Here is a 13,425-nt window from a genome sequence, read left to right on the forward strand (position 1 = left end):
GAAACGATAGTGGCACAAAGAGACTATGTAAGCCGTGGGCGCTCAGGAGCGCGGCGGAAAAGTACCAGCCGGAGTAAAAAACGCAGTTCCACAACGATCTCCAAAACCATGGTGGTGTTAGCCGTTGCGGTACTGGTGGTGTTTGTCGGTGGCCTCTATTTTATTGCGCACAATAAACGTGAAGAAGCGACAGTGTTGCCAACGCACGCTGTCCGTCCGGGTAATGGATTGCCGCCTAAACCGGAAGAACGCTGGCGTTACATTAAAGAATTGGAAAACCGCCAGATGGGCGTGACCACGCCGACAGAACCGACAGCGGGCGGGCAGGTCGAATCCAAAACACAACTGACGCCGGAACAGCGCCAGCTTCTCGAACAGATGCAGGCCGATATGCGCCAGACGCCAACACAGTTGTCTGAAGTGCCGTATAACGACCCTAACCAGGTGGCGCAGGCGCCGGCACATACTCAGCGCCAGGTTCAACAACAGCAGCCAACATACGCACAGCAACAACCGGTGCAAACTCAGCCGCGCCAGGTTCAGCCGCAGCCGACGTATACGCCACAAACGCAGCCGGTACGCGCGCCGCAAGCTCAGGTGCAAGCGCAGCCAAAACCGAAGCCACAGGTTAAAGAGCCGGTGAAAGAAGTACCGAAACCGCAACAGCCAGCCGCCATTACTCAGGCTGAGCCGGAAAAACCAAAAGCACAGGAAAAAACCCAACGCTTTATGGTGCAGTGTGGTTCTTTCAAAGGTACGGAACAGGCAGAATCGCAGCGCGCGAAGCTGGCATTTGAAGGCTTTGAAGGCCGGATCACTACCGGCGGTGGCTGGAACCGCGTGGTGATCGGCCCTTACAACAATCGCTCCGGTGCAGACAACACCTTATCCCGCCTGAAGAGCGCAGGCATCTCCGGTTGCATACCCCTCGCAACCGGGGGTTGAAAACCCGTAATCCTTCCCCAATCTATACTTTCAATATGCCTCGTAAGCTTGTGAGACACCCGACGTGTCCCCCAAGCCTGCGGGGATCTTTTCAGTCTGCAACGAGGAACCGCTCGTGACAACAATTGTAAGTGTACGCCGCAACGGCAAGGTCGTTATCGGTGGTGATGGCCAGGCCACATTGGGAAATACCGTCATGAAGGGCAACGTCAAAAAAGTACGTCGCCTGTATAACGACAAAGTGATTGCGGGCTTTGCTGGCGGCACGGCTGATGCCTTCACGCTGTTTGAGCTGTTCGAGCGCAAGCTGGAAATGCATCAGGGTCATCTGGTGAAAGCTGCCGTTGAACTGGCAAAAGACTGGCGAACCGACCGCATGCTGCGACGTCTGGAAGCCCTGCTGGCCGTCGCGGATGAAAACGCGTCGCTTATTATCAGCGGTAACGGCGATGTTATCCAGCCGGAAAACGACCTGATCGCCATCGGTTCCGGTGGCCCGTATGCCCAGGCCGCGGCTCGCGCATTGCTGGAAAATTCCGAGCTTGAAGCGCGCGACATCGTTGAAAAATCGCTGAGCATCGCCGGTGACATCTGCATCTATACCAACCATTTCCACACTATCGAAGAATTATCTTCTAAAGCGTAAGGATCGAAATTATGTCTGAGATGACCCCGCGCGAGATTGTCAGCGAATTAGACAGTTACATTATTGGCCAGGATAAAGCGAAACGCGCCGTGGCCATTGCTTTGCGTAACCGCTGGCGCCGCATGCAGCTCGATGAAGCGCTGCGCCATGAAGTCACCCCGAAAAATATTCTGATGATCGGCCCGACCGGTGTCGGCAAAACCGAAATTGCCCGCCGTCTGGCGAAACTGGCTAACGCGCCGTTCATCAAAGTAGAAGCGACCAAATTCACTGAAGTCGGTTATGTGGGTAAAGAAGTGGATTCTATTATCCGCGACCTGACCGATTCGGCTGTAAAAATGGTGCGTCTGCAATCTATTGAAAAAAACCGTTATCGTGCTGAAGAACTGGCCGAAGAACGTATTCTGGACGTACTGATCCCGCCGGCTAAAAATAACTGGGGGCAGCCTGACGAAGCGCAGGAACCTTCTGCTGCGCGCCAGAACTTCCGCAAAAAACTGCGTGAAGGCCAGCTCGACGACAAAGAAATTGAAATCAGCCTGGCATCCGGCCCGATTGGCGTTGAAATTATGTCTCCGCCGGGCATGGAAGAAATGACTAATCAGTTGCAGTCGATGTTCCAGAGCATGGGTGCTCAGAAACAGAAACCACGTAAACTGAAAATCAAAGAAGCGCTGAAGCTGCTGATTGAAGAAGAAGCGGCGAAACTGGTGAACCCGGAAGATCTGAAAGAACAGGCGATCGAAGCCGTTGAACAACACGGTATCGTGTTTATCGATGAGATCGACAAAATCTGTAAACGTGGCGGTCAGAGTTCAGGCCCTGACGTATCCCGTGAAGGTGTTCAGCGTGACCTGTTGCCACTGGTGGAAGGCTGCACGGTGTCTACCAAGCATGGCATGGTGAAAACCGATCATATCCTGTTCATCGCATCCGGCGCATTCCAGACGGCCAGTCCGTCAGACCTGATCCCAGAATTGCAGGGTCGTCTGCCCATTCGTGTGGAACTGCAGGCGCTGTCGACTGAAGACTTCGAACGTATCCTGACCGAGCCAAGTGCTTCGCTGACACATCAGTACAAAGCATTGATGGCGACCGAAGGCGTAACCATTGATTTCACCGCTGACGGTATCCGGCGCATTGCAGAAGCCGCATGGCAGGTAAACGAAACCACCGAGAATATCGGTGCGCGTCGTCTGCACACCGTTCTGGAGCGTCTGATGGAAGATATCTCTTACGACGCCAGCGAAAGTAACGGAATCTCCATAAACATTGATGCAGATTATGTTAGAAGCCACCTTGACCAGCTGGTAGCTGATGAAGATCTGAGCCGTTTTATCTTATAATTTGCTCATACGTTCCGAAAGTGATCTTCAGGGAGGCGTTTGCCTCCCTGATTTTTTTTAGATTTCGGACTGATTCTTCACCTGAGCGAAATCATCTATGAGCATAATCACTTCCTGCACACCGACGACGCCCGCCCGCGCCTGGCTGGAAAGCTTGCGCCCGAAAACCTTGCCACTGGCGTTTGCCTCTATCGTCATGGGTTCTGCCATTGCCAGCCTGCAAAATACCTTCCATCCGCTTATTGCATTGCTGGCACTGCTGACTGCCGGCTGTCTGCAAATCCTGTCGAATCTGGCGAATGACTATGGGGACGCAGAGAAAGGCAGCGATACCCCGGATCGCGTCGGCCCTCTGCGCGGAATGCAAAAGGGGCTGATTACCGCTGCGCAGATGAAGCACGCCATTATCCTGACCATCGCGCTGACTATAATTTGCGGTATCGCGCTCATCGCCGTGGCCTGCCATAAACCCAGTGATGTGGTCGGGTTTTTGGTTCTCGGCTTGCTGTCGATTGGTGCGGCGATTACCTATACCGTCGGCACACGGCCTTATGGCTACATGGGGCTTGGCGATATTTCCGTTCTTATTTTCTTCGGCTGGATCAGTGTCGCGGGGACGTTTTATTTACAGGCAGGCTATTTCGACTGGATCGTGATGCTTCCGGCGACGGCAACCGGTTTGCTCTCCACCGCCGTGCTCAATATCAATAATTTGCGCGATATCGAAACCGACAGTATCAATGGCAAGAATACACTGGCGGTTCGCCTCGGGCCGGTTAACGCCCGCCGTTATCACACTATCATCCTGACCGCCGCCGTGCTGTGTCTGGTCATTTTCTCCGCCGTATACCTGCATCATTGGACCGGCTGGCTGTTTATTCTGGCGATTCCGATGCTGGCGAAACATGTGGCGCGGGTGATGAAATCCACAACATCCACCGAAGTCCGCCCGTTACTGGAACATATGGTAAAAACGGCGTTGCTGACTAACGTCTTGTTTGCAGTAGGACTGTTACTCAATTGAACAAAGTTGGCCTGATGTGCGTTTATCAGGTCACTTTTCACATTTAACAATTGATGATTTTGCCAACATCCGCCGGAAAGGGATATACTGAGCATTCATGCAGCAACCAGATGAAAACCTATGAAATACGATACTTCCGAACTTTGCGACATCTACCATGAAGAAGTGAATGTCGTCGAACCCTTGTTCTCCAACTTTGGCGGCCGTACTTCATTTGGCGGGCAAATCACCACTGTGAAATGCTTCGAAGATAATGGCTTGCTTTATGACCTGCTGGAAGAAAACGGCCGTGGCCGTGTGTTAGTGATTGATGGCGGCGGTTCTGTGCGTCGCGCACTGCTGGATGCCGGACTGGCACGCCTCGCGTTCCAGAACGAATGGGAAGGCATCGTGATTTATGGTGCAGTCCGTCAGGTTGACGATCTCGAAGAGTTGGACCTGGGTATTCAGGCGATGGCGGCTATCCCGGCTGGCGCAGGCAGTGAAGGAATCGGCGAAAGCGACATTCGTGTCAATTTCGGCGGCGTCACCTTCTTCTCCGGCGACCATCTTTATGCCGATAATACCGGTATCGTGCTGTCAGAAGACCCGCTCGATATAGAATAATTTTCTTCTGTGCACAACAAAAAAGGACGCCTTGGCGTCCTTTTTTATTTGGAATATGAAGTCATTAAACTTCTTCCATTTTTCCCAACAGTGCACGCAGACGATCCTGCCATACGTGTTGTTCTTCTTTCAGCTGCGCATTTTCACGCACCAGAGACTCATGATTGCCGCTGGCTTGCTGAACTTCCTGAGACAGGGCGTTGTTCTGCTCTTTCAGTTCTTCGATTTCCATCTGCAACAGAGTAATGGTATCGATCGCTTGCTGAACTTTAGCTTCTAATTTCTCAAATACTTCAAATGACATTTTTCGGTCCCCTTATGTTCGCAAGGCGCACATCTTATGTTCTGCCGCATCGTCCGGACACGGCTCAAAAATTCCTGCACTCCGTCGATTTTTATAACGAATTCATCAGAGAATTGCATAAAACCGGCAGGTGTCTTAACGGGTGATTGTATGTAGCCAGCTTTGATCTGTCTACCCGCAACCCCTCTATCCACGCAGTCTGTTGCAATTTTACAGTGCCGGGTATCAGGAAATGCCTAAAAAGCAGCGTCACACGCCAGAAATAGCCTTTAATGCCGAATAACCGTAGCCACCGTAAAACACGTAATAGTGATGCTCGTTTGTCAGCAACGCGCGCTGAAAATGTTAAATCCAGGCCTTTTGGCGCGGCATCATGGCCCGACAATACGCGAAATCGCTCATTTTTATGACGCAACACACAAAATTTGATTTCGCTATTTCTCGTTTATGCTCGTTAACGATAAATTCACATTACGTTCTCATTTAATGATGAACGCCAAAATCCGATTACGTTCACAAACGATATAACAGAAAAACTATAACTAACCATTAACATCATCCTTAGCAGGATCAAACTATGAGCCAAACCATGAGTTCCACATTAAAAGGTCAGTGCATCGCTGAGTTTCTGGGTACCGGGCTTATCATTTTCTTTGGTGCGGGCTGTGTCGCAGCAATGAAACTTGCCGGGGCAACCTTTGGCCAGTGGGAAATCAGTATCATCTGGGGTCTGGGTGTGGCAATGGCCATCTACCTGACAGCCGCCATCTCCGGTGCACACCTGAATCCGGCGGTGACCGTTGCACTTTGTTTGTTTGCAAACTTTGAAGGACGCAAAGTTCTGCCTTACATCGTGGCACAGGTCGCCGGTGCTTTTTGCGCCGCTGCACTGGTTTATGGCCTTTACTACAATCTGTTCTTCGATTTTGAGCAAAGCCACAATATGGTCCGCGGCAGCGTCGAAAGTCTGGATCTGGCCGGTATTTTCTCTACCTATCCGAACCCGCACATCAGCGTATTGCAGGCGTTTCTGGTAGAAACGGTGATTACAGCCATTCTGATGGCGTTAATCCTCGGCCTGACTGATGATGGCAACGGTATTCCACGTGGCCCGCTGGCACCGCTGCTTATCGGTATCCTGATCGCGGTTATCGGTGCATCCATGGGGCCACTGACCGGATTCGCCCTGAACCCGGCCCGTGACTTCGGTCCGAAAGTGTTCGCCTTCTTCGCTGGCTGGGGCAAGGTTGCCTTCACCGGTGCGCGCGATATTCCTTATTTCCTGGTGCCAATTTTTGGCCCGTTGCTCGGGGCTTCTCTGGGTGCCATCGCCTACAAGGCGCTGATTGGTCGCCATTTGCCAAATCAGATTAATGAACCGGCAGAAGAAAAAGCACCTCAGCCATCCAAACAACGTAAGGCCTGATCGGCTAAACTGTTCCACAGCTTACTCATTCGTAGGATGAATATTATGTCAGCAGATACGACTCACGAAAAAAAATACATTGTTGCACTCGACCAGGGTACAACCAGTTCACGCGCCGTAGTTCTGGATCACGATGCCAATATCGTCAGCGTGGCACAACGCGAGTTCACCCAGATCTACCCGAAATCGGGCTGGGTTGAGCATGACCCGATGGAAATCTGGGCATCGCAAAGCTCGGTGCTGGTGGAAGTGTTGGCAAAAGCCGACATTAATTCCGATCAGATTGCCGGTATCGGTATCACCAACCAGCGCGAAACCACCATTGTGTGGGAAAAAGAAACTGGCAAGCCAATCTATAATGCGATTGTCTGGCAATGCCGCCGCACTGCTGACATCTGCGAAACGCTGAAAAAAGACGGTCTGGAAGAATACATTCGCCACAACACCGGCCTGGTTATCGACCCGTACTTCTCCGGTACCAAACTGAAATGGATCCTCGACCACGTTGAAGGTTCACGTGAACGCGCTAAACGCGGCGAACTGCTGTTCGGCACCGTCGACACCTGGTTGGTCTGGAAAATGACGCAGGGTCGTGTTCACGTGACGGATTACACTAACGCCTCACGTACCATGTTGTTCAACATCCATGACCTTCAATGGGATGAGCGTATGCTTGAAGCGCTGGATATTCCGCGTGAAATGCTGCCGGAAGTTCGCCCTTCTTCTGAGATTTACGGCCAGACCAACATCGGGGGTAAAGGCGGTACACGTATCCCTATCGCCGGTATCGCCGGTGACCAGCAGGCGGCCCTGTATGGCCAGCTGTGTGTCCAACCGGGAATGGCGAAAAATACCTACGGCACCGGTTGCTTCCTGCTGATGAATACCGGTACTGAAGCGGTAGCGTCTAAAAATGGTTTGCTGACTACCATCGCCTGCGGTCCGCGCGGCGAAGTGAACTATGCGCTGGAAGGTGCTGTGTTTGTCGGCGGTGCGTCCATTCAGTGGCTGCGAGATGAACTGAAGCTTTTCAGCGATGCAACCGACTCCGAATATTTCTCCATGAAAGTGAAAGACACCAATGGTGTTTACGTGGTGCCCGCCTTCACCGGCCTCGGCGCGCCTTATTGGGACCCGTATGCCCGCGGCGCTATCTTCGGTCTGAGCCGTGGTGCGAACAGTAACCACATTATCCGCGCGACGTTGGAATCTATCGCCTACCAGACCCGCGACGTGCTGGATGCGATGCAGGCCGACTCAGGCGCTCGTCTGCAGGCGCTGCGAGTGGATGGCGGTGCGGTTGCCAATAATTTCCTGATGCAATTCCAGTCAGACATTCTCGGCACCCGTGTAGAGCGCCCGGAAGTGCTGGAAGTGACCGCGCTGGGTTCTGCCTACCTCGCCGGTCTGGCCGTCGGTTTCTGGAGCGATCTGGAAGAGGTGCGCAGCAAAGCAACTATCGAACGTGAATTCCGCCCAAGCATTGAAACGACGGAACGTAATGTCCGCTATAAAGGCTGGCAAAAAGCGGTGGCACGTGTTCGTTCCTGGGAAGATCACGACGAGTAATCGCCGGGTATTTTATCGCCAACACCTCTTTCTGAAACTCCCCGCCTGGGGAGTTTTTTTATGTGCCTTTTCCCATTGTGCTAAAATCTGCGGCACAGATGAGCCTCGTCTCACCGACCTCTTTTTTCTTTCTACAGGCTTTCCAATGAAACGTGAATTAGCAATCGAGTTCTCCCGCGTGACCGAAGCTGCTGCGCTGGCTGGTTACAAATGGCTGGGGCGTGGTGATAAAAACCTTGCCGATAATGCTGCCGTTCAGTCCATGCGTATCATGCTCAATAAAGTTGATATTGATGGCACCATCGTGATTGGTGAGGGGGAAATTGATGAAGCGCCGATGTTATACATCGGCGAAAAAGTCGGTACCGGCAATGGCGATGCGGTAGATATTGCTGTCGACCCGATTGAAGGCACACGTATGACGGCCATGGGGCAATCCAACGCGCTGGCCGTGCTGGCCGTGGGCGACAAAGGTTCCTTCCTCAATGCGCCGGACATGTACATGGAAAAAATTGCCGTCGGGCCGGGCGCGAAAGGAGCGATTGATCTGCAACTGACACTGGCTGAAAACCTCGCAAATATTGCGAAGGCGCTGAATAAGCCGCTCACCGAACTGACTGTCGCGGTTTTAGCGAAACCACGCCACGACGATGCGATCCGCGAAATGCTGGCGTCAGGCGTGCGAGTGTTCGCGTTTCCGGACGGTGATGTGGCGGCGACGATCCTGACCTGTATGCCGGAAAGCGAAGTGGATGTGCTGTATGGCATCGGCGGCGCACCGGAAGGGGTAATTTCTGCCGCCGTAATCCGCGCACTGGATGGCGATATGCAGGGCCGGCTACTGGCACGGCATGACGTGAAAGGCGATACACCGGAAAACCGTCGTATCGGCGAAGAAGAGCTGACGCGCTGTAAAGTGATGGGAATTGAAGCCGGTAAGGTGCTGCTGCTTGATGATATGGCGCGTAACGATAACGTGATTTTCTCCGCGACCGGTATTACTAAAGGCGACCTGCTGGAAGGCATCAGCCGTCAGGGGAACATGGCGACCACCGAAACACTGTTGATACGGGGTAAATCACGCACTATCCGCCGTATCCGCTCCACCCATTACCTCGACCGTAAAGACGCGGCGTTGCACGCATTTATTATCTGATCATTCCTTCCGGTCATCAAAAAGCAGGGCCATCAGCGCCCTGCTTTTGCACTATCAGGCCGTATGCCCTTCATGCTGACTGCGGTTCGACATCGGCCACCAGCACAGCAAAATCAGCACTGCCATGGCAAACATCAGTAACCCGAGACTGAACTGACCGGTTTGCGGCAGCATTGCTGACATCCAGGCTACCAGCCCTGAACCCATATTCTGTAAACCACCGACCAGAGCACCCGCAGCGCCTGCCAGATACGGGAAAGGCTCCATTGCGCCGGTGGTCGCCAGCGGGAATAACATACCCGCGCCGAAGAAGAACAGCGAAGCTGGCACCACCAGCGTCCAGATATTCATGATACCCAGCCAGCCGGGGATCCACATCGCCAGACCAGCCAGCAGACAACTGATGACCGAATGCCACATCAGTTGCTGGAAACTTTTCTCTGTACGCCCGGCATACCAGGCACCAAAGAAAGCTGCCGGGATCGGCAGGATAAACAGGACGCTGACCATCACACCGCTCAGCCCGAGAACGCCGCCCATCAGCACTCCGCAACTGGCTTCAAACACCGCCACGCCGGCCAGCGCACCGACCAGCATCACCAGATAACGGCTGAAATTGGCATCGGCCAGCAATAAACGCAGACTGCCCAGCATTTTGCGCGGCGGATGATCGGCAGTGAATTCAGGACGGGTTTCCGGCAACCAGCGGTACATCGAAAAAGCCACTCCTGCGCACAGGATAAGCAGAAACCCAAAACTTGCACGCCAGCCCAGCCACGCCGACAAAGCGCCGCCGATCACCGGTGCCAGCAGAGGACTGACCAGAATGCCCATGTTCAGCAGACTGTTGGCATGGCGTAACGCGCCGCCGCTGTATAAATCACGTGGCATGGTTCGCGCCATCACACCTGCTACGCCGGTGCCCAGCCCCTGAATGGCTGCAAAAGCGATCAGCATATTCAGGCTCGTTGACATCATCGCGCCCGCCGCGCCAAGCAGGAAAATTATCAGGCCGGTCAGGATCACCGGTTTACGGCCAACGTTATCGGAAAGCGGACCATAAACCAGTTGCGAGCCGCCGTATGTCAGCAGATATGCCGCCATTACCCGCTGCACGGCACCGGGTTTTACGGCAAGACTGGCGGCCATGTCCGCAATATTCGGCACATAAATGGTCTGTGCCATTTGCCCGACAGCCACCAGCAAAATGAGCATAATAAGCAGGTGAATATTTTCCAGTTTTTTCATTTTTCAGTTCATTATCGGATAAGTATGGAAAAGAGCAGAATAAATAACCCATCATTTCAGCCAGACACCGGCGGCGCATAAGTTAACAAATTAAGATGAATAAGCGAGTACTGCGGGGAAGACTTCTGTCAGTTCGCTGGCAGCGGCGGGAACCACTTCTGTAACGCTGGGTGTACAGAAATCGATACTGACTAACCGGTAATAAACAGGCTGATAACATTTAACCGATACGGGATCGGGAAAATTTGAAATAAAATCAGGGCATAATTTCGCACCACGTGAACAAACCAGAAACCACGGGAGTTTTTTATGGCTGATTGGGTGACAGGAAAAGTCAAAAAAGTTGAACACTGGACTGACAGTTTGTTCAGCATCACGGTCAATGCGCCCGTTGACCCTTTTACCGCAGGCCAGTTCGCCAAACTTTCACTGGATATTGACGGTGAGCGGGTTCAGCGCGCTTATTCCTATGTGAATCCGCCATCAAGCGGTGAGCTGGAATTCTATCTGGTCAACGTGCCGGAAGGAAAACTCAGCCCGCATCTGCATGTGATGCAGCCCGGAGATGAAATCAACATCACCAGGGAAGCCGCCGGATTTTTCGTCATTGAAGAAGTGCCCGAATGCGAAACCTTATGGATGCTGGCAACGGGCACCGCCATCGGGCCGTATCTGTCGATTTTACAGGAAGGTACGGGGCTGGAACGGTTCAAAAATATTGTTCTGGTTCATGCGGCACGCTTTGCTGCCGATCTGAGTTATCTGCCGTTGATGCAGCAACTGCAACGCCGTTATGAAGGCAAACTGCATATACAGACCGTGGTCAGTCGCGAGGAAATTTCAGGCTCGCTGACCGGGCGAGTTCCTGCGCTGATTGAAAGCGGTGCGCTGGAAGCAGCTGTCGGCCTGAAAATGCTGGCAGAGGACAGCCACGTGATGTTGTGCGGCAATCCGCAGATGGTTCGCGATACACAGCAGTTACTCAAAGACACGCGGGGTATGCGCAAACACCTCAAACGTAAACCGGGTCATATGACCAGCGAGCATTACTGGTAAGCAGTGACTGAAAACTAGCGAAATTTAACGTCGTCCGGTTCCGGGCCAAAACGATTTGTGCCCGGCGTGCCGGTAAACGCACCGCAGTCGATCAGCAACATAATGAAAATCACTGAAGGCGCCAGCCGTCCCAGAACCCAGCTCCATATCTGAGGCATCGCCGCTGCCCAGTTCCCCGCCACCAGCATCCACGCCAGCACAAACAACAGCGCCCACCAGGCAGATTTATTACGGTCATGTAATCTTTTCACCAGCACAGCCGCCGTCGGCCACAGTAAAACCACCAGCGCGAATCCGGCGGACTGATAGGTAATCCATTCCTGTGCGGCAAAAAAGAAGTCAGCCACCATCAGGATCAGCCAGCTGACCATCCACATCCAGAAATCACGTCGGCCCAAGCGGCCGTTAAAAGAAAATAGTGCATGCTGTAACGTCATTGACAGTCCGTTCCGTAAAGTACAATGGGAGTAAATTGTTAAACCAGCCGGAGTGTACCCCACGGACAACAACGACGAGAATCTTTACGCACTCCTTTTGACATTACCCCCCGTTCCCCGCTTTAATCGGTTTGTTGAAATAAAATAAGAAACGCCCTATGACTGTTGCTCAATCCTTATTACGACTGGCACTTCCCGCGCTGCTTATGCTCACCGGCCAGAATATTGCACTGGCCGATCCGCCGGCAGAGCACGCCGGCGCGGAAGAAATGCCAAAAGCCCCTTACCTGCTTGCCGGTGCGCCAACCTTTGAAACGACGCTGATCAATTTTCGCGCCAGATATAATGAAGCTAATCCGACCCAGCAGATTGGCGAGTTCCGTTCTATCAGCGATAAGTCTCCCAACAGTTTCCTGACCCGCGCTGCCAGCAAAATTAACGAAAATCTGTATGCGTCGACCGCGCTGGAAAAAGGCACCGGCAAAATAAAAACGCTGCAAATTACTTACCTGCCGATTCAGGGGGCTGAAGAAAAAGCCGCTCGCACCCTGGCGATAAGCTATATGGCCAACCTGATGCGTCAGTTCGACGCCACACTATCCACTGAGCAAAGCGTGGCGAGAGTGGCTTCTCTGATCGAGAAAGGCAAAGGTCAGCAGTTTTATAAGCAGGAAGTAGGCGCAGTACGTTTTGTCATTTCAGACAATGGCGAAAAAGGTCTGACATTCGCCGTTGAACCGGTCAAGCTGGCGCTTGCTGAGCCATGAGATGACGGTTTTTAATGACAAAAAGCAAAGCCTTTATGACCAATGATCTCTATACTGTTGCACAGGTAATCTGCTTATTTGGCAGAAATTTTAATCGACACTCGCGTCCCCTTTTGGAGGAAAAAACATGCGACATCCATTAGTGATGGGTAACTGGAAGCTTAACGGCAGCACCCACATGGTTAACGAACTGATTGCTGCTCTGCGTACTGAACTGAGCACAGTTGTAGGTTGTGGCGTTGCAATTGCTCCACCAGAAGTTTACCTGTCACAGGCTAAACACGCTCTGGCTGGCAGCCGTATTGCGCTGGGTGCTCAGAACGTTGATGCGAACCTGTCCGGCGCATTCACTGGTGAAATCTCTGCCGACATGCTGAAAGACATCGGTGCGAAATACATCATCATCGGTCACTCAGAACGCCGCACTTACCACAAAGAAAGCGACGAGTTCATCGCGAAAAAATTCGGTGTGCTGAAAGACGCTGGCCTGACTCCTGTTCTGTGCATCGGTGAAACCGAAGCAGAAAACGAAGCAGGCAAGACTGAAGCCGTTTGCGCGAAACAACTGGATGCGGTGCTGAACACTCTGGGTGCAAAAGCATTCGAAGGCGCTGTTATCGCTTACGAACCTGTCTGGGCGATCGGTACCGGCAAGTCTGCCACCCCGGCTCAGGCTCAGGCGGTTCACAAATTCATCCGTGACCATATCGCAAAACAAGATGCTGCGGTTGCAGAGCAAGTGATCATCCAGTACGGCGGTTCTGTTAACGCGGCCAATGCTGCTGAACTGTTCACCCAGCCAGACATCGATGGCGCGCTGGTTGGCGGTGCGTCACTGAAAGCAGATGCTTTCGCTGTGATCGTCAAAGCCGCTGCTGAAGCTAAACAAGCGTAA

The 13,425-nt window shown here is 52.7% G+C and carries 14 protein-coding genes; 11 read left to right on the plus strand and 3 right to left on the minus strand.

Translation table 11 applies throughout. The features are described 5' to 3' along the window. Positions 1–9: 9 nt before the first annotated feature. The 5 genes from ftsN to rraA all read left to right on the plus strand — a co-directional run bounded on the left by ftsN (position 10) and on the right by rraA (position 4,567). Positions 10–945, plus strand: coding sequence for a cell division protein FtsN (gene ftsN / locus EVX52_RS22765; RefSeq protein ID WP_129955310.1), 936 nt, complete (start codon positions 10–12; stop codon positions 943–945). Positions 946–1,060: 115 nt separating this feature from the next. Then, positions 1,061–1,591 carry an ATP-dependent protease subunit HslV gene (gene hslV / locus EVX52_RS22770; RefSeq protein WP_015699184.1) on the plus strand — a complete coding sequence of 177 codons (531 nt, stop codon included), beginning with the start codon at positions 1,061–1,063 and terminating at the stop codon, positions 1,589–1,591. Between the two features lie 11 nt (positions 1,592–1,602). Then, on the plus strand, positions 1,603–2,937 hold the full coding sequence (gene hslU, locus EVX52_RS22775) for an HslU--HslV peptidase ATPase subunit (RefSeq protein ID WP_129992182.1): 1,335 nt from the start codon (positions 1,603–1,605) through the stop codon (positions 2,935–2,937). 97 nt (positions 2,938–3,034) lie between these two features. Continuing rightward, positions 3,035–3,961 carry a 1,4-dihydroxy-2-naphthoate polyprenyltransferase gene (locus EVX52_RS22780; protein WP_129992183.1) on the plus strand — a complete coding sequence of 309 codons (927 nt, stop codon included), beginning with the start codon at positions 3,035–3,037 and terminating at the stop codon, positions 3,959–3,961. 120 nt (positions 3,962–4,081) lie between these two features. Further along, positions 4,082–4,567, plus strand: coding sequence for a ribonuclease E activity regulator RraA (rraA, locus tag EVX52_RS22785; protein WP_129955306.1), 486 nt, complete (start codon positions 4,082–4,084; stop codon positions 4,565–4,567). 64 nt (positions 4,568–4,631) lie between these two features. On the opposite strand, the gene zapB is transcribed toward rraA, so the two are convergent. Continuing rightward, a complete protein-coding gene (gene zapB, locus EVX52_RS22790; RefSeq protein WP_129955305.1) occupies positions 4,632–4,871 on the minus strand; it encodes a septal ring assembly protein ZapB in 240 nt (79 codons plus the stop codon). A gap of 577 nt (positions 4,872–5,448) precedes the next feature. Between zapB and EVX52_RS22795 the strand changes: the two genes are divergently transcribed. The 3 genes from EVX52_RS22795 (at position 5,449) to glpX (ending at position 9,022) form a co-directional block, all read left to right on the plus strand. Further along, a complete protein-coding gene (locus tag EVX52_RS22795) occupies positions 5,449–6,297 on the plus strand; it encodes an MIP/aquaporin family protein (RefSeq protein WP_129955304.1) in 849 nt (282 codons plus the stop codon). Positions 6,298–6,342: 45 nt separating this feature from the next. Continuing rightward, positions 6,343–7,866 carry a glycerol kinase GlpK gene (glpK, locus tag EVX52_RS22800; RefSeq protein WP_129955303.1) on the plus strand — a complete coding sequence of 508 codons (1,524 nt, stop codon included), beginning with the start codon at positions 6,343–6,345 and terminating at the stop codon, positions 7,864–7,866. Positions 7,867–8,011: 145 nt separating this feature from the next. Next, positions 8,012–9,022, plus strand: coding sequence for a class II fructose-bisphosphatase (gene glpX / locus EVX52_RS22805; protein ID WP_129955302.1), 1,011 nt, complete (start codon positions 8,012–8,014; stop codon positions 9,020–9,022). A 54-nt stretch (positions 9,023–9,076) separates the two neighbouring features. On the opposite strand, the gene emrD is transcribed toward glpX, so the two are convergent. Further along, on the minus strand, positions 9,077–10,270 hold the full coding sequence (emrD, locus tag EVX52_RS22810) for a multidrug efflux MFS transporter EmrD (RefSeq protein ID WP_129955301.1): 1,194 nt from the start codon (positions 10,268–10,270) through the stop codon (positions 9,077–9,079). Between the two features lie 309 nt (positions 10,271–10,579). Between emrD and fpr the strand changes: the two genes are divergently transcribed. Continuing rightward, positions 10,580–11,326: a ferredoxin--NADP(+) reductase gene (gene fpr / locus EVX52_RS22815; RefSeq protein ID WP_129955300.1), complete on the plus strand. Its 747-nt coding sequence runs from the start codon at positions 10,580–10,582 to the stop codon at positions 11,324–11,326. Between the two features lie 14 nt (positions 11,327–11,340). On the opposite strand, the gene EVX52_RS22820 is transcribed toward fpr, so the two are convergent. Next, a complete protein-coding gene (locus EVX52_RS22820; protein ID WP_129955299.1) occupies positions 11,341–11,763 on the minus strand; it encodes a DUF805 domain-containing protein in 423 nt (140 codons plus the stop codon). Positions 11,764–11,921: 158 nt separating this feature from the next. Between EVX52_RS22820 and EVX52_RS22825 the strand changes: the two genes are divergently transcribed. Further along, positions 11,922–12,530, plus strand: coding sequence for a DUF1454 family protein (locus EVX52_RS22825; RefSeq protein ID WP_129955298.1), 609 nt, complete (start codon positions 11,922–11,924; stop codon positions 12,528–12,530). A gap of 127 nt (positions 12,531–12,657) precedes the next feature. Then, positions 12,658–13,425, plus strand: a complete 768-nt coding sequence (gene tpiA, locus EVX52_RS22830) for a triose-phosphate isomerase (RefSeq protein ID WP_129955297.1) — start codon at positions 12,658–12,660, stop codon at positions 13,423–13,425.

The organism is Rahnella sp. CFA14(1/10), assembly GCF_004195095.1.
Lineage (GTDB): Bacteria > Pseudomonadota > Gammaproteobacteria > Enterobacterales > Enterobacteriaceae > Rahnella > Rahnella perminowiae.

What these genes read in the sequence shown, in the direction of transcription:
- hslU (WP_129992182.1), top strand. Translation starts at nt 1,603, where the DNA reads ATGTCTGAGATGACCCCGCGCGAGATTGTCAGCGAATTAGACAGTTAC.
- EVX52_RS22780 (WP_129992183.1), top strand. Translation starts at nt 3,035, where the DNA reads ATGAGCATAATCACTTCCTGCACACCGACGACGCCCGCCCGCGCCTGG.
- rraA (WP_129955306.1), top strand. Translation starts at nt 4,082, where the DNA reads ATGAAATACGATACTTCCGAACTTTGCGACATCTACCATGAAGAAGTG.
- zapB (WP_129955305.1), bottom strand. Translation starts at nt 4,871, where the DNA reads ATGTCATTTGAAGTATTTGAGAAATTAGAAGCTAAAGTTCAGCAAGCG.
- EVX52_RS22795 (WP_129955304.1), top strand. Translation starts at nt 5,449, where the DNA reads ATGAGCCAAACCATGAGTTCCACATTAAAAGGTCAGTGCATCGCTGAG.
- glpK (WP_129955303.1), top strand. Translation starts at nt 6,343, where the DNA reads ATGTCAGCAGATACGACTCACGAAAAAAAATACATTGTTGCACTCGAC.
- glpX (WP_129955302.1), top strand. Translation starts at nt 8,012, where the DNA reads ATGAAACGTGAATTAGCAATCGAGTTCTCCCGCGTGACCGAAGCTGCT.
- emrD (WP_129955301.1), bottom strand. Translation starts at nt 10,270, where the DNA reads ATGAAAAAACTGGAAAATATTCACCTGCTTATTATGCTCATTTTGCTG.
- fpr (WP_129955300.1), top strand. Translation starts at nt 10,580, where the DNA reads ATGGCTGATTGGGTGACAGGAAAAGTCAAAAAAGTTGAACACTGGACT.
- EVX52_RS22820 (WP_129955299.1), bottom strand. Translation starts at nt 11,763, where the DNA reads ATGACGTTACAGCATGCACTATTTTCTTTTAACGGCCGCTTGGGCCGA.
- EVX52_RS22825 (WP_129955298.1), top strand. Translation starts at nt 11,922, where the DNA reads ATGACTGTTGCTCAATCCTTATTACGACTGGCACTTCCCGCGCTGCTT.
- tpiA (WP_129955297.1), top strand. Translation starts at nt 12,658, where the DNA reads ATGCGACATCCATTAGTGATGGGTAACTGGAAGCTTAACGGCAGCACC.